The organism is Collinsella sp. AF08-23, assembly GCF_003479805.1.
GTDB lineage: Bacteria > Actinomycetota > Coriobacteriia > Coriobacteriales > Coriobacteriaceae > Collinsella.
In genome coordinates this window covers 37,025-55,040 of record NZ_QUHV01000011.1, presented here as the reverse complement: position 1 = coordinate 55,040, position 18,016 = coordinate 37,025, and the positions used below count along the sequence as shown (strand labels likewise).

Annotated in this window: 15 protein-coding genes; 4 read left to right on the top strand and 11 right to left on the bottom strand. The window is 63.0% G+C overall.

Annotation, left to right across the window (positions count from 1 at the left end; translation table 11 throughout):
• Positions 1-63: 63 nt before the first annotated feature.
• From DWV48_RS07085 to DWV48_RS07055, 7 genes are all read right to left on the bottom strand, one after another.
• Positions 64-708, bottom strand: a complete 645-nt coding sequence (locus tag DWV48_RS07085; protein WP_118654115.1) for an NTP transferase domain-containing protein — start codon at positions 706-708, stop codon at positions 64-66.
• 434 nt (positions 709-1,142) lie between these two features.
• Positions 1,143-2,474, bottom strand: a complete 1,332-nt coding sequence (locus DWV48_RS07080; RefSeq protein ID WP_118654114.1) for a uracil-xanthine permease family protein — start codon at positions 2,472-2,474, stop codon at positions 1,143-1,145.
• A 325-nt stretch (positions 2,475-2,799) separates the two neighbouring features.
• The gene (locus tag DWV48_RS07075) at positions 2,800-3,525 is read right to left on the bottom strand and encodes an ABC transporter ATP-binding protein (protein ID WP_118654113.1); all 726 of its coding nucleotides are present in this window, start codon (positions 3,523-3,525) and stop codon (positions 2,800-2,802) included.
• Between the two features lie 5 nt (positions 3,526-3,530).
• The gene (locus DWV48_RS07070) at positions 3,531-4,382 is read right to left on the bottom strand and encodes an ABC transporter ATP-binding protein (RefSeq protein WP_118654112.1); all 852 of its coding nucleotides are present in this window, start codon (positions 4,380-4,382) and stop codon (positions 3,531-3,533) included.
• A complete protein-coding gene (locus tag DWV48_RS07065) occupies positions 4,375-5,457 on the bottom strand; it encodes a branched-chain amino acid ABC transporter permease (protein WP_118654111.1) in 1,083 nt (360 codons plus the stop codon). The genes DWV48_RS07070 and DWV48_RS07065 overlap by 8 nt, the downstream gene beginning before the upstream one ends.
• A gap of 4 nt (positions 5,458-5,461) precedes the next feature.
• On the bottom strand, positions 5,462-6,343 hold the full coding sequence (locus DWV48_RS07060) for a branched-chain amino acid ABC transporter permease (RefSeq protein ID WP_040360995.1): 882 nt from the start codon (positions 6,341-6,343) through the stop codon (positions 5,462-5,464).
• A 123-nt stretch (positions 6,344-6,466) separates the two neighbouring features.
• Positions 6,467-7,663 (bottom strand): ABC transporter substrate-binding protein, encoded by a 1,197-nt coding sequence (locus DWV48_RS07055; protein ID WP_199588920.1) that lies wholly within the window; start codon positions 7,661-7,663, stop codon positions 6,467-6,469.
• A 339-nt stretch (positions 7,664-8,002) separates the two neighbouring features.
• Between DWV48_RS07055 and DWV48_RS07050 the strand changes: the two genes are divergently transcribed.
• The gene (locus DWV48_RS07050) at positions 8,003-9,322 is read left to right on the top strand and encodes a homoserine dehydrogenase (RefSeq protein ID WP_118654110.1); all 1,320 of its coding nucleotides are present in this window, start codon (positions 8,003-8,005) and stop codon (positions 9,320-9,322) included.
• A gap of 237 nt (positions 9,323-9,559) precedes the next feature.
• Positions 9,560-10,570, top strand: a complete 1,011-nt coding sequence (locus DWV48_RS07045) for a calcium/sodium antiporter (protein WP_118654109.1) — start codon at positions 9,560-9,562, stop codon at positions 10,568-10,570.
• Between the two features lie 674 nt (positions 10,571-11,244).
• On the opposite strand, the gene rplL is transcribed toward DWV48_RS07045, so the two are convergent.
• From rplL to DWV48_RS07025, 4 genes are all read right to left on the bottom strand, one after another.
• Positions 11,245-11,622 (bottom strand): 50S ribosomal protein L7/L12, encoded by a 378-nt coding sequence (rplL, locus tag DWV48_RS07040; protein WP_118654108.1) that lies wholly within the window; start codon positions 11,620-11,622, stop codon positions 11,245-11,247.
• Positions 11,623-11,728: 106 nt separating this feature from the next.
• Positions 11,729-12,250, bottom strand: coding sequence for a 50S ribosomal protein L10 (gene rplJ, locus DWV48_RS07035; protein WP_118654107.1), 522 nt, complete (start codon positions 12,248-12,250; stop codon positions 11,729-11,731).
• Positions 12,251-12,856: 606 nt separating this feature from the next.
• On the bottom strand, positions 12,857-15,283 hold the full coding sequence (gene feoB / locus DWV48_RS07030; RefSeq protein WP_233546216.1) for a ferrous iron transport protein B: 2,427 nt from the start codon (positions 15,281-15,283) through the stop codon (positions 12,857-12,859).
• 241 nt (positions 15,284-15,524) lie between these two features.
• On the bottom strand, positions 15,525-16,226 hold the full coding sequence (locus DWV48_RS07025) for a histidine phosphatase family protein (RefSeq protein WP_118654137.1): 702 nt from the start codon (positions 16,224-16,226) through the stop codon (positions 15,525-15,527).
• Positions 16,227-16,428: 202 nt separating this feature from the next.
• Here DWV48_RS07025 and DWV48_RS07020 point away from each other — a divergent pair, with 202 nt between their 5' ends.
• Both DWV48_RS07020 and DWV48_RS07015 read left to right on the top strand, forming a co-directional pair.
• Entirely contained in the window at positions 16,429-17,073 is a 645-nt protein-coding gene (locus tag DWV48_RS07020) for a hypothetical protein (protein ID WP_118654106.1), read from the top strand.
• A complete protein-coding gene (locus tag DWV48_RS07015) occupies positions 17,070-18,008 on the top strand; it encodes an N-acetylglucosamine kinase (protein ID WP_118654105.1) in 939 nt (312 codons plus the stop codon). Before DWV48_RS07020 ends, DWV48_RS07015 begins: the two co-directional genes overlap by 4 nt.
• Positions 18,009-18,016: the final 8 nt, after the last annotated feature.

Sequence of the window (18,016 nt, the reverse complement as noted above, 5' to 3'; positions counted from 1 at the left end):
AGCGAGCGCCTTTCGTCCGTTTCACATGAGTGCAACGCACGAAAGGCGCTCACCCGAAGCGGCCTATACGATTTCCAAATGACGCCGCTGCCGACATGCTTCCTTGATGCGCTCGAGATCAGCGGGGATATCGACGTCGATAAGTTCGCACGCTTCTCGTGCCTCGGTCAACGACACCTCGAGCTCCCCCGACCTGAAGAGCGATGAGCCCCCATCGGAGCCCTGCAACGCCATAAGCACCGGAATGCAACGTGCGGGAAAAAGCACGGGAGAGCCCGGAACGCCGCGCCAACTCAAACGGCATGCTCGCGAGGGATCGCGTGTGAACGCCTCCGCAAGGGCACGGAAACTCTCACGCATCACCAATGGCTGGTCACCCGGAAGAAACAGAACGCCGTCCCAGCCTCGCGCATCGGCATAGGCGGCGCCGGCACGAACCGTGTCGCTCCTCCGCGGCTGGATATCGACGCAGGGGCTCACCACGGCGACGTTGAGCCCCGCGAACCGCACGACCGAGTCGACCTCAGACCGCCAGGCAACAACCGCAATTTCGAATAGGTCATCAGGCACGCTCGCCGCCGTCTGGACCACAAGCGGAACTTCACCAAGCGGTCCGTCGATGGACGTGAGCAACTTGGAGCCCGTGCCTCCTGCCATGCGGAAACGTTCGCCCGCCCCTGACGCCATGACAATGCAACCGAGCTTCATGCAAGTCCCTTCGAACTCTTATCCATCGCCCCAGTATCTCCCAAAAAACGAAAGATGGGGTCGCCACACGCCAACCGTTTGCGCGCAAGTCGTCATTTTCGGAACTGGGTTCGCGGTCTCCCTTCCCCCAAGAGGCCCACAGCAACAGCGCATGACGAATCTCGTTGTAAAGCGGCTCAAGCCAAGAAGTCTCCGAGGCCGACAGCTATAACCGCGACGCAAGAATACCGTTCGGCTCCCTCCCGAAGAGGGAAATACCGCAATCAGCGCAATCGGCGAAACGTATAGGGGTTTGAAATTAAACCGCATTCATGACAAGAATGGCCCTCCCGCGCATTGCGGAAGGGCCCTGACTGCGCCGTGCGCGCGAGCCGCCTTAGGCGCGAAGCCCCTTCAACTCGAGGAGCTATCGGTTTGAAGCGCTCTTGGCGTATTTATTCCTCGCTATCGTCCTCGGGAACGATCATGTTCAGCACAAAGGCGACGATGAAGGCAACCACGAGCGAGCTGCCAAAGACGTTCTGCACAAGCTGCGGAGCGAACTGCAGGATCTCGGGCACGCTGGCGATGCCGACGCCCAACGCGAGCGAGATGCCCACGATCATGCGGTTACGGTAGTTGAGCGGCTGCTCGGAAATGAGCTGGATACCGGAGAGCGTAATGGCGGCGAACACCGTGATGGTCGCGCCACCGAGCACCGGCTGCGGGACCGTGGCAATGAGCGACATGAGCTTGGGGCAGAAGCCCGCGACGAGCATGATGCCGGACACGATGGCGAACACGCGCTTGGCGACGACCTTGGTGGTGCAGATGAGGCCGACGTTCTGGCTGAACGGATCGGTGGGCAGGCCGCCGATGAGCGCGCCGATCATGCCGCAGATGCCCTGGCCCTTGATGGCGCCGCCAAGTTCGGTGTCCTTCGCGTCGCGACCAAAGCCACCCATGGTGGTGGAGGACACATCGCCGATGGTCTGCACGGCCTGGACGATGTACATAAGGATCATCATGATGATCGCGTCGGGGTGGAACTCGAGACCAAAGTGTAGCGGGATGGGCGCAGAGATGATCGCGGACTCGGCGACCGGCGTGAAGTCGATCAGGCCTCCCATGATGAGCGCGACCACGTAGCCCACGCCCACGCCAATGACCATGCCGGAGATCTTGATGTATCCCTTGCCGAACAGGCTGCAGGCCAGCGTGACACCGAGGGTGACCGCCGCGAGGATCCAGAACTCGGGAGAGCCGAAGGTCCCTGCGGCCTTGGCGCCTGCGCCGCCGCCAAAGTAATTGATGGCGGTGGTATAGAGCGACAGGCCGATGGCGAGCACGACCGTGCCGCACACGATGGGCGGGAAGAACTTACGGATCTTGCCGATGAACATGCCGATGAAAATCGAGACGAACGCCGCCACGAGCTGGGCACCAAAGATCGCGGCGATACCGTACTGCATGCCAATCGTGGTAAGAATGGGCATGTACGCAAACGCGACACCCATGACGCTCGGCAGCCCCATGCCGAACCCGAGCACCGGGAACAGCTGCACAAGCGTGGTAAGCCCGCCGATGATCATCGCGGACTGCATGAGCATGGTCTGGTCGGCGGCGGAAAGGCCACAGGTACCGGCGATGAGCATGGGCGGCGTGATGTTGCCCACGAGCATGGCAAGGACGTGCTGCATGGCCTGCGGGAACGCCTCTCCAAACGACGGCTTACCGTCGAGTTTGAAAAGTTCGCCCTTTTCCCCCGTTGAAACCTTTTCGGTCATTCAAGACTCCTTCCTGTGCAACTCCCCGACCTCGCGAGTTTAAGATCGAGAGCCCCCTTAGGGCACGCTGCGGATTTCCAACCCCTCAACTTTACTGGAATCCAAGCCATGGAACTGCGAGAATCTCGCCCGTGCGGCGATCTTTCGAGGCCCGCGGCGCACATCGGGGGAAGCGCCCGGGCGACAGGGTCCGCGGGACATCGATGCAGATGGGCGCGCCCCCGTCGGATGGCATGAGGGGGGCGCGCGATGGGGTTTCGGCGCGAGCGGGCGGGCAGGGCCCCTCGCGCCGAGGGCGGGATGGCGTGGACCGTATGGGGGGGCGTCACCCTCCAAGGTAGGCGCGACGAACGTCGTCGTTGTGGAGCAGCTCGTCACCGGTGCCCGAAAGGGTCACGTGGCCCGTCTCCATGACGTAGGCGCGCGAGGCGATGGAGAGCGCCATCTGGGCGTTCTGCTCAACGAGTAGGATCGTGGTACCAGCGGCATGCAGGTCCTTCACGATCTGGAAGATCTGCTCGATCAAGATGGGGGCGAGGCCCATGGAGGGCTCATCGAGCATCAGCAACTTGGGTGCGCTCATGAGCGCGCGACCCATGGCGAGCATCTGCTGCTCGCCGCCGGAAAGCGTGCCTGCGACCTGGCGGCGGCGCTCCTTGAGGCGCGGGAAGTGCGCATAGACGCGCTCGAGCCCGGGGGCGATCTCGGAGTTGGGACGGGTGTAGGCGCCCATCTCGAGATTCTCCTCGACACTCATCTGGGCGAAGACGCGCCTGCCCTCGGGCACATGCGCCAGACCGCGCTCGACGAGCTTATCTGCGGGGACATGCATGATGTCCTCGCCCATGAACTCGATCGAACCCGTACTCGAGCGCAGCAGGCCCGAGAGCGTCTTGAGCGTCGTGGACTTGCCGGCGCCGTTTGCGCCGATGAGCGCGACGATCTCGCCCTCATGGACCTCAAACGAGACGTCCTTGATGGCGTGGATCGCGCCGTAGTAGACGTTGATGTCCTCGACTTCGAGGACCTTGTTGGCAGTGTCCGCAGCCATCGTCTTTACGCCTCCTTCTGCTTGCCGAGGTACGCCTCGATGACCGCCTCGTTGCTCTGGATCTCCTCGGGCGTGCCCTTGGCGATGACCTTGCCAAAGTTCAGCACGCAGATGCCCTCGCAGATGTTCATGACGAGGCTCATGTCGTGCTCGATGAGCATGATCGCAATGTTGAAGGTATCACGGATCTTGACGATATTCTCCATGAGCTCGGCGGTCTCGGAGGGGTTCATGCCGGCGGCGGGCTCGTCGAGCAGCAGCAGGCTCGGGTTCGTGGCGAGCGCGCGCACGATCTCCAGGCGGCGCTGGGCACCGTAAGGGAGGCTCCCCGCCTGATGATTGGCGAGATCCTGCATGTCGAAGATTGACAGCAGCTCGAGGGCGCGCTCGTGCGCCTCGGCCTCGCGACGCCAGTACGCCGGCGTGCGCAGGATGCCCGAGAGCGTGGAGTAGGCCTTGGTGTTGTGCAGGCCGACCTTGACGTTTTCCTCCACCGTCATGGTGTTGAACAGGCGGATGTTCTGGAACGTGCGGGCGATGCCCATGCGGTTGACCTGGTAGACGGACTTGCCGCTCGTATCGTTGCCGTTAAGCAGAATGGTGCCGCGGGTGGGAGCGTACACCTTGGTGAGCAGATTGAACACCGTGGTCTTACCTGCTCCGTTGGGACCGATGAGTCCGGCGATCTCGGTCTTGCCAATGGTGAGGTTGAAGTCCTCGACCGCCTTGAGGCCGCCGAAATCGATGCCCAGGTGCAAGGCCTCGAGAACGGGAGCGGAATCGACATCGCGCTCAGGCACGATGGAGTGGCTGGGGACCGGCACCATCTTGCCGCGCTCGAATTCGAACTTAGGCATCTGCCGACACCTCCTCTTCGGACGTCTTGCGCTTGGGGATAACGCGGGCCACCAGGTTCTTGAGCGAGTCGTTGTTGGTACCGATCATCACGAGGATCAGCACGATGGCGTAGACAAGCATGCGGTAGTCGGAGAACTGACGCAGCGCTTCGGGCAAGATGGTGAGGATCGTCGCGGCGATGATCGAGCCGCGCATGTTGCCCAATCCACCCAGGACGACGAAGACCAAAATGAGAATGGACATGTTGAAATCGAACTTGGTGGCGGACAGCTGTGAGAAGCTGTTGCCGAACAGCGCACCCGCGGCACCTGCGAGGGCGGCGGAGACCACAAAGGCGATCATACGGTACTTAGTAGTGGAAATGCCCACGGACTCCGCGGCGATGCGGTTGTCGCGCACGGCTAGGATGGCGCGGCCGGTACGGCTGCGCACGAGGTTGAGCACGATCACGAGTGCGACCATGACCAGCACGAAGCCGGCGAATAACGTCGAGATCATATCCGTGCCCGAAGCTCCCTGCGCGCCCTTGATAATGGCGACGCCGGTCTCGGAAAGGCCGAGGTTATCGACCGTGAGCTTGCCCGTGAGATTGAACAGCACGTGGAGTCCGCGCTCGTCCACGCCCACGATCAGACAGGTGACGACCTCTTTGATGATCTCGCCAAACGCGAGTGTCACAATGGCGAGGTAATCGCCGGACAGGCGCAAAACCGGGATGCCAATGAGGAATCCGGCAAGGGCGGCGCAGGCGGCACCCACGATGAGCGCGATCACGAGACGGACCGTGTCATTGGGAATCGCCTCGGAAAGGCTCATCGCGGCGACGATGCCGCTGTATGCGCCCACGCTCATGAAGCCCGCATGGCCGAGCGACAGGTCGCCCGCGACACCGACGACGAGGTTGAGGGAGATGGCCATGACAATATAGGCGCAGATGGGCACGAGCTGGCCCGCGATCATGCGCGGGATCATACCGGCGTCCTTGAGGAAGGACACGACGATGAACGCGAGGATGACTAGGGCGTACGTCAAAAAGTCACTGCGCGTCTTCTTGTTCTGGAGGAACTTAAACATGGCGCTACACCTTCTCGGGGACGTACTTGCCGAACAGACCGGCGGGCTTGACGAGCAGCACCACGATGAGCACGCCGAACACGATGGAGTTGGCGAGGCTCGTGGAGATATAGGCCTGGGCCATTGCCTCGATGATGCCGAGCAGGATGCCGCCCACAAAGGCGCCGGGGATCGAGCCGATGCCGCCGAAAACGGCAGCGGTGAAGGCCTTGATGCCGGGCATGGAACCCGTGGTGGGCTGGAGCACCGGGGAGTAGGAGCACAGCAGGACACCGGCGATGGCGGCGAGCGCCGAACCGATGGCGAAGGTCATGGAGATGGTGCGGTTGACATTGATGCCCATAAGCTGGGCGGCCGCTTTATCCTCGGAGACCGCACGCATGGCCTTGCCCATCTTGGTCTTTCCGGTGAACCACATGAGACCCGCCATGATAAGCAGGCAGGCGATCACCGTGACGAGCGAGACCGCCGAGACGTTATAAGCCTTGAGGAACGCCGGTACCGGGAAGCTCACGATGGACGTGAAGTTCTTGGGCGTGGCGCCCCAGATGAGCTGCGCTGCGTTCTGCAGGAAATAGGACACACCGATGGCGGTGATCAGCACGGCAAGCGGGCCGGCCTGGCGCAAGGGCTTGTACGCAAGCCCCTCAATGAGAATGCCGAGCGCCGTGCAGACGGCGACGGCGGCGATGACCGACACGATCGCCGGCAGCCCCATGTACGAGGTCACCACGAACGAGATATAGGCGCCGATCATGATGACGTCTCCGTGGGCGAAGTTGAGCATCTTGGCGATGCCGTACACCATGGTATAGCCCAGGGCGATGATGGCATAGACGCTTCCCATCGACAGGCCGTTGACGAGGTACTGCAAAAAGACCGTCATAGTCTCTCCCCCTTTCTTCTTTCACGCGCCGCATGGCGCAACAGGCAAAGGGACGGACCCTCGGTAAAGGCCCGTCCCCATCGTAGCTTGATGCACCGCGCGGCGGCACAGGACGGACGGCGCTTAGGCCGCTACGTACTTTCCATCCTTGATTACGTAGACCATCGGGTCCTTCTCGACCTCACCCTTGTCGTTCCAGGTGAGGGTGCCGGTGAGGCCCTCGACGGTGATCTTGGTCATTGCCTCGGGCAGCTTGGCGGCGACGTCGGCCGGATCGGCGTCGGCACCCAGACCGGCCTCGGCGAGTGCGAGGGAGACCGCGTGGACCGCGTCGTAGGCGTCGGCGGCGAACTGATCGGGCACCTCGTCGTAAGCGTCCTTGTAGGCAGCGACGAAATCGGCGTTCTTCTCCTCGTCCGCAGAGAACGGGGTCATGAGGTAGAGGCCCTCGGCCAGGGAGGTATCGAAGCCCTCGACGCCCAAGATACCATCCATGCCGTCGCAGCCCATCATCTTCACGTCATAGCCCATCTCGTTGGCGTTAGCCAGCAGAACGGAGGCGGGGGTGTAGTAGATAGGGGCGAAGATCATCGTGGCGCCGGCGTCTTTGGCCTTGGTGAGCTGGTTGGTGAAGCTCGTGGCGGAATCGTCCTTGAAGGTCTCCTCATCCACGATGTTAAGCTTGAGCTCCTCGGCCTTTGCCACGAAGGCGTCGCGGATGCCGGAGGAGTAGGTGTCACCGGAGTTGTAGAACACGACGAACTTCTCGTCGGGGAACATCTCGGCGAGCTTCGTGGCGGCGTTGGCACCCTGGTTGGGGTCGTTGAAGCAGGCCTGGAACACGCAGGTCTTGTCGGCAGTGACATCGGGGCTCGAGGCGGACGGGGTGATCATGAACATCTGCGGGTCCTGATTGGCGACCTCGGCCACGGCAAGCGAAGCGCCGGTAGTGGTGGGGCCGACGAGTGCCTGCATGCCCCAGTCGGCGAGGCTATTGAAGGCGTTGACGGACTTCTCGCCGTCGGCGACGTCGTCCTCGGACTTGCTGACGAACTTGAGGTCGTCGGTGGAGAAATCCTTACAGGCGAGCTCGACGCCGTTGCACACGGAAGTGCCGTACGACGCGGCGGAGCCCGTCAGCGGGCCGATGGCACCGATCTTGAACGCGGAGCCATCGTCAGCGGCAGCGGTGGAGCCGCCCTCGGACTCGTTGCCGGAGCAGCCGGCTAGAATACCTACAGCCCCCAAACCTGCTACGCCCGCGATAACGCTTCTGCGATTCATTACAGGGTTGAATGACTTACCGGTGAGGCACGACATGCGGCTCTCCTTTCAAACGAGGCCGGCTGAAAGCACGGCGATGAGCTGGCCCGCGGGTTTATTTGCGCGGTTGCTCTAGGGTACACGCTTTAGCATACCGGAGTAAGGAAAATCCCCTCGAAATATCGGTGAAACAATTGCGTGCCCATTCATGCGAAGTCGTTCCGAAAATATGCATGTATCAGCCTCGGTAGGGACTTGATTGCATCTAAGGCACCATGTAACACAGTTGTTACGCAGCACAGAGGCCGCATCCGTATGCAAGCGGGTAAAATGCAGGCTATGCAAGAATCAGCCCCGTCGCGCGCATTCGCGCGACAGCAGATAAAGGAGCGCGTCATGCACCAGAGCACCCGCACCGTCAACGTCGGACTCATCGGCTTGGGTACCGTCGGTGGCGGCGTCTTCCAGCTGATCGAATCCCATGCCGAGAAATACCGCCGGGCCTACGGCATCGACCTGCGCATCGCCCGCGCCTGCGGCCTCGACGAGTCGCGCGCCCGCGAACTCGGAGTCACCGCGGAGCAATTCACCACCGATTGGCGTGACGTCGTAAGTGACCCGCGCATCGACATCGTCGTCGAGGTCATCGGCGGAGAGCATCCCGCGACCGAGATCTTCACGGAGGCCTTTGCCGCCGGCAAGCATGTCGTCTCGGCTAACAAGGCCCTGCTCGGCCGCCATATGGCCGAACTTGCGGGTGCCGCCAGCGCCGCGGGCGTTCAGCTGCGCTGCGAGGCGTCCTGCGGCGGCGGCATCCCCATCGTGGGCACGCTCGAGCACGACCTCACCGGCAACAACATCCTTGCCATCGCCGGTATCGTGAACGGCACCACCAACTACATCCTCTCGCGCATGACGACCGAGGGCCTGGGCTACGAGGAGGTCCTGGCCGACGCCCAGCGCCTGGGCTACGCCGAGGCCGATCCCACCGCAGACGTCGATGGCTTCGACGCCGCGAGCAAGATCGCCATCCTCTCCTCCATCGGCTTTACCACGCGCATCACCACCGACGATGTGTATATGCAGGGCATCCGCAAGATTTCCGCTGAGGATATCGAGGTCGCGCGCGAGCTCGGCTACGCCATCAAGATGCTCGCCATCGGACGCCGCACCGATGAGGGCGTGGATATCCGCGTGCACCCCGCCATGATCCCCGCGAGCCACCCGCTCGCCGGCGTGAACGGCGCCATGAACGCCGTGTACGTGGTGGGCGATGCCGTGGGCGAAACCATGTTCTACGGTGCCGGCGCGGGCGCCTTCCCCACCGCGAGTGCCATCGTGGGCGACGTCATGAATCTCGCCGAGGACATCTCCGCGGGCGTGAAGCCCCTGCCCGAACCCGCGCCCTTCGCACGCGAGCTTCCCATCCGCAACGTGGCGGACCTCGAGACCCGCTACTACGTGCGCCTGACCGCTGACGGCACGGACGGTGTCGCGACGGGCGCCACAGAGGTTCTCAATCAACACGGCGTCACTGTCGAACGCGTCATCCCGCGTGAGAACGGATCGTTTGCACTGCTCACCAACACCTGCCGTGAGGGAAACATGTTCGCCGCGCTTGGGGCGCTCTCTGGCGCCGCTGCGGCCGTCGAGGTGGCCAACGTCATCCGCATCGAGGACATTGCCGATTGGACACAAGGCGTCGAGGCGAATTAGCACGGCCTTCACGCTGCGGCTTTTGCTTCGCATGAGTCTTCTGTCGCTTCTTTCGTTCGGCAACCCCCAGATTTCCTGCGGATACGAAGCTTGAATCCTTGCCACCGTTGCAAAAATCTGGGTAATCTAGATAAGCGTGTCAGTTAAACGACTGAGAGGGCACGGAGCGCACGCGTTCCGCGCCCTCTTTCTTGAAAACCGCCGTCCGCATCATCCATCTCCTAACGAAAGGCAGACATGCTCCTGCAACTATTCCTCATCATCGTTGGATTCGCCCTGCTCGTCTGGGGCGCCGACCTTCTCGTAAACGGGTCGAGTCAGATCGCCGCACGTGTTGGCCTTCCCGACCGCGTCATTGGCCTCACGGTGGTCGCCGTGGGCACCGCCATGCCCGAGCTCGTGGTCTCGGTCGTCTCCGCCGTGGATGGACACGCCGACATGGCGTTCGGCAATGTCGCCGGAAGCTGCATGGCGAACCTCCTGCTGATTCTCGGCATGAGCGCGGTCATCACGCGCCTACCGCTCGCCCGCCACACCCAGCGCTTCGAGATCCCCGTGAGCGTCGCCTCGGTGCTCCTGCTCATGCTCCTCTCCAATACCGGGGGCGAGCTCACTGCCGTCGAGGGTCTGATCCTGCTTGCCGTCTTCGCGGCGTTCATGGGCTACACCGTGTTCCTCGGCCTGCGCGAAGGCGACAGCGGCCACGAGGAGCTCGACCCCGAGACGCAGCTCATGCCTCATGAACTCGAGAACGAAGACGACGATGTCGCCGAGGAGGAAGACGAGGGCGAGCCCCGTGGCATGCACGTCTCGATCGCCCTAGTGCTGTTCGGCATCGCCCTGCTCAAGTTCGGCGCCGACTACGTCGTGAACAACTCCGTCGAGATCGCCACCGCGCTCGGCATCAGCGAGCGCATCATCGGCCTCACCGTCATCGCGCTCGGCACCTGCCTGCCCGAGCTCGTCACCAGCGTCGTTGCCGCGTTCAAGGGCAACACCGACATCGCCGTGGGCAACGTCGTGGGCTCGAACATCACCAATGTCCTGCTTGTCATGGGCGTGCCCGCGCTGTTCTCCCCCATTGTGTATGCATTCAGCTACAACATCGACTTCGCCCTGCTCGCGATCTTCTCCGTCGTCCTCGTGGGCTTCGCCTTTGTGGGCACCAAGCACACCATGACTCGACGCGAGGGCGTTTTCTTTGTGTTCATTTATATCGTCTACATTGTTGCCTCTGCCGTGCTGTAACACATCGCGATCATGCGGCGAAACACTCCCGTCGCACGCCACAGCTGCACGCGAAAAGCCCGCTTCACACAAACCGCCTCCCATCTCTCGGACCTCGAAGGATGGGAGGCGGTTTGTTTGGGCGCATCGGGACTTTTTCATCGCGCGCGATCTCACAAAGAAGGTGCGCGCCGTTAATTGGACGGTTTTCGAGCTAATTTAAGAGCAGGTCGGACGCAGGACTTCCATAGACGAAAAAGCACCAGATATCTAGGCGTCAAGATCCTTTAGCTGCTCCGCCCCTCCCAGACTTCTTGACATATCCGCTCTATTTGTAGTCTCAGATTTCGCAAGGGCAATGAAAATGGCTAAAAAGTACCGTTTTGTACCGTTAGCTGTACTTGACTGTTGAGCATTCAACCCTTTCGCCACGGTTTTAGACTTCCCTGGGCACATATTGCACTACCCAGAGGCTCACAAAGCGGAGAAATACAACCCGAAGCCCATGCGGAAGCAGAATCGAGGCTCTGCGCGGAGTTCGACAAGGCCATCAGCGATACAAAACGGTATTTTTTAGCCAGAAATCCCATTCTAAGGTGTTCATCCATAAAAAAGGCGGGACCCACTTGAGTGGATCCCGCCTTGCAAAGAGCTTGTACGCTCAGGCAGCTTGCAGGCGATGCACCTGCAGGAAACTACTTGAGGGTGACGGCAGCGCCGGCAGCCTCGAGCTTCTCCTTGGCAGCCTCGGCGTCCTCCTTCTTGGCACCCTCGATGACGGCCTTAGGAGCGTTCTCGACGACCTCCTTGGCCTCCTTGAGGCCGAGAGAGGTGAGCTCACGGACGACCTTGATGACCTGGATCTTGTTGTCGCCGAAGCCCTCGAGCACGACGTCAAACTCGGTCTTCTCCTCGGCCTCCTCGGCAGCGGCAACAGGGCCGGCCACGACGGCGGCAGGAGCGGCGGCGGAAACGCCGAAGGTCTCCTCGATAGCCTTCACGAGCTCGGAAGCCTCGAGCAGGGTCATTTCCTTCAGAGCCTCGATGATCTCATCGGTGGTAAGCTTAGCCATTTCTAAGTCCTTTCGGTTTCCCTGCATCTGGCAGGGAGATCAAACTAAAGTACGGCGCGCAAAGCGCCAGAGGTGCGGCCTTAGGCGGCCGCGGGAAGGCCGCCGACTAGGCCGCCTTCTGCTCGGAGATCTGCTGAACGGTGCGAGCGAGACCAGAGGAAACGCCGTTGACGCAAACAGCAATGTCGCGAGCGAAACCGTTGATGAGACCGGCGATCTGACCCAGGAGCTGATCCTTGCTGGGGAGCTCGGCGATGGCGTCGACCTCGGCAGCGGTAACAGCCTGACCGTCAGAGATACCGCCCTTGATCTCGAGAACGCCCTTGGACTTCTTGGCGAACTCCTTGAGCACCTTGGCGGCGCTGACAGGCTCCTCCTCGAAGAACACGTAGGCGAGCGGACCAGCGAGGATCTCGTCGAGGTTCGGCTGCTCCTTGTTCTCCAGGGCGATGCGGACGAGGTTGTTCTTGTACACCTTCATCTGAGCGCCGCACTCACGAAGCTGCTTGCGGAGCTCCTGAGCCTGAAGAACGGTGAGGCCGTTGTAAGCCACGACAAAGACGCCGGCGTTGGACTCGAGCTTGGACTCGATCTCGGCAACTGCATCGATCTTGTACTGCTTTGGCATGTGGTACACCTCCTTCTTGTTCTTTCCCGGGCACGACCCGCCTTAAGAGTGGCGGGGGTGTGTCTCGAAAAAGAAACCCCCGCGCTGCAAGAGCGACGGGGGTGAGAAGACATATCTACTCAACCACCTCGGCTGGCGGGTTGCCCCTTTACTCCGTTGCACCCGTCTGAGCGGGCACGCGGGAACCGGCTGTCTCTGGCAGCGAATCGTGCGTGTGCGGTTAGGTAGTATCGCAAGTAAGGAAGTGGGCGTCAAGTGGCAACGGTGGCGACGCTAATCGCGCACAAGCTGCACACATTGACGGTGCGCTCGTTGGCCCTGAGCTCGTTGAAACATCCTCGTTCGTTTCAAACCCATGATAAATCACGTTACCAGGCCCTTTTCTGTGAGGAATCATGGATTTGAAACGAAACGGCTATTTCAAACATAGGATTCCTCACAAAGGTCCCGGGCTAGGCGGAATTTGAGACCCGGGCAAGGGGGTGCTAGGGCCCCGGGCTAGGCGGAACTGGGGTCCCGGGCAGGGGGGGCGCCAGAGCCCCGGGCAAGGCCGCGCAAAGGGCACGGGTCAAAGGCACGGCCGCTCCCAAATCACACGCAGTGCCGCTAGGCAAAGCCCAAGGCGGTGCCGACTATGCGCACGACGAACGCAGCGATCCACGCCACCCCGCATTGCAAGGCAAAGACCGCGACCGCCCAACGCGGGCCCAGCTCGTTCTTCACCGCACCGATTGCCGCCACGCACGGCGGGTACAGCAGCGTGAACACGAGGAAGACATAGGCGGTAAGCGGCGTGAACAGCGAGGTAAGCGCCGAGGCGGACTCCGTCCCCAGCAGCACCGCGAGCGTGGAGATCACGCTCTCCTTGGCGAGCAGTCCGGTCACGAGCGCCGTCGAGGCGCGCCAATCGCCAAAGCCGAGCGGCGCGAGCACGGGCGCGATGATGCCGCCGAGGCCCGCAAGGAGGCTCTGCGACTGGTCGGACACCACGTTGAGCTGGCCGTCGAAGGTCTGCAGGAACCACACGACAATACTCGCCGCGAAGATGATGGTGAAGGCGCGCTGGATGAAGTCCTTCGCCTTGTCCCACGCGAGCATCACCGTCGTTTTGGCGGAGGGTAGGCGGTAATTTGGCAGCTCCATGATGAACGGCACCGGCTCGCCCTTAAACGCCGTACGTTTGAGCACGAGCGCCACCACGGCGGCGACGGCGACGCCCAGTAAGTAGAGCGACACCATTGCCAACACGCTGTTGCGAGCGAAAAAGGCTGCGGTGAGCAGGCCGTACACGGGCAACTTAGCAGAGCAGCTCATGAACGGGGTGAGCATGACGGTCATCTTGCGGTCGTATTCGGAGGGCAGGGTGCGCGTCGCCATGATCGCCGGTACGCTGCAGCCGAAGCCCACGAGCATGGGCACGAAGCTGCGCCCCGACAGGCCGAAGCGGCGCAGGACCTTGTCCATCACGAACGCGACGCGCGCCATGTAGCCGGAGTCCTCGAGCATCGAGAGCAGCAGGAAGAGCACGACGATAAGCGGCAGGAACGACAACATGCTGCCAACACCCGCGAACACGCCGTCGATAACGAGCGACTGGACCACGGGGTTCACGCCGGCGGCCGCCAGCGCGCCGGCCGCGAGGCCGGTCAGCCACGAAACCCCCTCCTCCATCAGGCCCTGCAGCCATGCACCGAGGGAGCCGAACGAGACCCAGAACACGAGCGCCATGATGAGCAGGAACGCGGGAAACGCCGTGAACCTACCGGTGAGGATGCGGTCGATCGCCACCGAGCGCTTGTGTTCGCGGCTCTCGCGGGGCTTGACCACGCAGGCACGGCACACCTCGCCGATGAACGCGAAGCGCATGTCCGCCAAGGCCGAGAGCCGGTCCTTCCCGGACTCCCCCTCCATCTGGCTTATGATGTGCTCAAGCGCATCGAGCTCGTTTTGATCGAGGCCGAGCGCCTCCTGCACCAGAGTATCGCCCTCGACAAGCTTGGTCGCAGCGAAGCGCACGGGAATCCCCGCTGCCTTCGCGTGGTCCTCGATCAGGTGCGCGACGCTGTGGATGCAGCGATGCAGGGCGCCGCCATCGGGTCCGTTGGGCGCGCAGAAGTCGAGACGACCCGGACGTTCGCGGTAACGCGCGACATGCATCGCGTGTTCCACGAGCTCCCCCGTCCCCTCGTTTTTGGCGGCGGAGATGGGCACGACCGGAATGCCCAGCATGCTCTCGAGCAGGTTGACGTCGATGGTGCCGCCGTTCGCGGCAACCTCGTCCATCATGTTGAGGGCGAGCACCATGGGGCAATCGAGCTCCATGAGCTGCATCGTAAGGTAGAGGTTGCGCTCGATGTTGGTGGCGTCGACAATGTCGATGAGGGCGTCGGGCTTCGTCTGTAGGATGAAATTGCGGCTCACGACCTCCTCGCTCGTATAAGGCGAAAGCGAGTAGATGCCGGGCAGGTCGGTGATGGTCGCCTCGGGATGCCCCTTGATCTGGCCGTCCTTGCGGTCGACCGTCACGCCGGGAAAGTTGCCCACGTGCTGGTTCGATCCGGTGAGCCGGTTGAACAAGGTGGTCTTGCCGCAGTTCTGATTGCCGGCGAGGGCGAAGGCGATGGGATTCCCCGCGGGAATCGAATGGGCACCGGGACGGGGGCGATAGGCCTTCTCCCCCAGAGCCGGATGCTCGGTCGAACCGACCGCGGCGTTCTCGCGCTGAAGCTTGTGCGCGTCGTGGATATTCGCCAACGCGATGCGGGCCGCATCCGCACGGCGCAACGTGAGCTCGTAACCGCGCAGGCGAATCTCGATCGGATCGCCCATGGGCGCGTACTTCATCATGGTCACCTCGGTGCCCGGGGTGAGGCCCATGTCGAGAATATGCTGACGAAGCGCCTGGTCGTCCGAGTCAACCGATGCGACGACGGCGTCCTTGCCGATCTCCAGATGATCGAGGCGCAGGGGCCATACGCAAGCTTCGGGCTCCGTGCCCGTCGGCTCTGATGACGTGTCGATTGCGTGTTCCATTCCGCCCTCCCATCGCGCCCGATCCAGTCTCACGAGGGCGCGGCACATGTTACCCATGGCTGTCATTCGTGATGATGATAACGCGACCGACAACGACAGGAGCCATGCAGCCAGATTTCCGCAATCTCGATCTCGGTCGCGAAACGAGCGAACCGAGGGGCAAAGCGGAACGTCGCGCAAAGCGCCTGGAGGCACGGGGCGCCGCACGCGAGCCGCGGGACACGCCATCCCAGCAGACGCGTTAGATGGGGAGCCCCTCGCCACCGAGGTGCGAGGCGGGGTCGGCAGCCTCGAGCAAGGTGAAGCGGCCATGGTCGTATCGATACACGAGCACGCAACAGTTGGGGAAGGGGTCGGGGAGTTCGTCCTGGGCGAACTCGCTCCAGGCTCGTGCAAACGTCTTGCACGCGGCCCCGTGGCTCACGACGAGGACGTTTCCCGTGCGCGGAGCACCCGTCGGAAGGGGCTCGATCGCGCACGCCTCGATGGGAGCGTCGCTGCGGCCCGGAATGGGTAGCGCTGCGGACGCGGAAGTGTGCTCGGTAGCCGCGTCCCGCTCCAGGTCCCCACATGCGATCGCGCGCATGGCCCTGTTCAGGCGCTCGGTCAGCTCCTGTTCGGATTCTCCCCCGAACGCCACCGGATAATCGCCCATCGGCTTGGGCAGCGCAAGCACGTCGGTCCCCTCGAGCGCACCGAAAGAGCGCTCGCTCAGGCCCATGAGGCGCGCATACGGCCCACCCCACAGTATCTCCGCCGTCGAGCAGGCGCGCTCGGCGGGCGAGGAGAACGCCGCATCGAATTGGACGCCGCGCCCGTGCAGCCAGGCGGCCGCGGCGCGGGCCTGCTCGCGGCCGAGGTCGGTAAGCGGCGAGTCGCAGCGGCCTTGGATCAGCAGGCGTGTGTTGAATACCGTCTGACCATGGCGGACGAGGTAGATCATGCGGGACACGAGCCAGACCTTTCACTCGCGGAGCGGGCATCGTTACGGTACGGCATTATACGGCCCCTTCCCCATCGCTACGCCCTCACATCATGCGACATCCTCATCGAGCTTCACCGAGAACTTCGCCCTTTCCGTTGCGGCGCGGACGCGTTAGAGTAATCCTCAATCTCATTTGCCCTCCACCCCGCAAGGACCCGTGATGGCCGCTCAATTCCCACACTCCGAGGATGCCGATCCCGCTTGCGGGTTCACCATCGGCCTCGCACTGCTCGACGCGGGCACAGGGAAGCTCGGAGCCGCATTGCTCCACCTTGCGGACGACCTCGAGGAGGCCCTCGGCGTCTACGAGCGCACGTTCGCCTCCCAACAGCTAGACGGCATCGCCCAAACGCGGGATATCCGCGTCCAACGCATCGTGCCGCCCATCCCAAGCGCGGCCGAATCGGCAGGTCCAGAAGAGGCTGCGCGCATCGCCGGGGCGCTTCCCGGCCACGTGCGCCCCCTATACGCGCTCGCCGCAACCGACGCCTATGCCTGCACTCCCGCCGAACACGCGCTCATGCGCCTCGCGGCGTCTTGTCGCGAGGCCGGCGTCCCCTGGGGCGGCGGACTTGCGTGCGGCGGCGGCTCCCTCATCGAGCCGTGTGCACGCAGCCCTCGTATGGGCCGTATGCGCCGCGCACGCTCCGAGCGCATCGACCAGCTAATCGCCGCCATCCGCTCACGCCGTGCCGTGAACGACATGATCGATGGACCCGCCTCGGGCATCCTGCTCGCCCCATGCCCCCTTCCCGCACCCCTCTACCCCTTAGCGACCAACTTCTACGAAAGGCATTGCCCATGATGTGGCTCGGCGTCGACGGAGGCGGAACTAAAACCGCCTTCTCCCTGTATGACGATGACATCACCCTCGTCGATCGGCTGGTGCTGGGCACCTGCCATTACGCGCAAGTGGGCTTCGATGGCATGGAGCGCGTCCTTTCCGAAGGCGTCTGCTGGGGACTCGATCGAGCCGCCCACACGTGCATCGAGCCCGGTGCTCCCAGCATGGGCATCGGCTTCGCCCTCTGCGGCTACGGCGAGGGCGCCGATGTATCGCGACGCATGGACGAAGTGGTGGAACGCATCGCCGGCGCACGGCCCCATCTGTTAGTCAACGACGTCGAGGCCGCCTGGGCCGCGGGACTGGACTGTGCGGACGGCATCGCCATCATCTCCGGCACCGGGTCCATCGCGCTGGGCGTCCGCCAAGGCGAGAGCATGCGCTGCGGCGGATGGGACTACGAACTCGGTGACGAGGGGTCCGGCGGCTGGCTGGGCAAGGAGGCCCTGCGAGCGTTCACCCGCCAAGCCGATGGGCGCGACGCGCGCGGTGCCCTGTACACGCTCGTGCGCGAAAGACTCGGTATCGACGATGACTTCGACGTAATCAGGTGGGCTCAGCGTCATTACGCCGAGCGCTCATCGGTGTCCGCGCTCGCGCCGATCGTCACGGATGCCGCCCGTGCCGGCGACATCTCCGCTCTCACCATCCTCGAATGCGCCGCTCGAGAAGAGGCCGACATGGTCGACGCGATCGTCCGGGGGCTATTCCATCGCAGCGGGCCACAGAGCGCGCCCATCCCCGTCACGTATGTGGGCGGGACCTTCGCCGCGGGCGACCTTCTGCTCGAACCGCTTGCCCGCGCGCTCGGTCCCGGTTGTCGCCTCGTTGCACCGGCACACGAACCCGACCTCGGCCCCGTCCTCCTCCTCAAAAACAAAACCCGCGGCATCTGATCCCAACG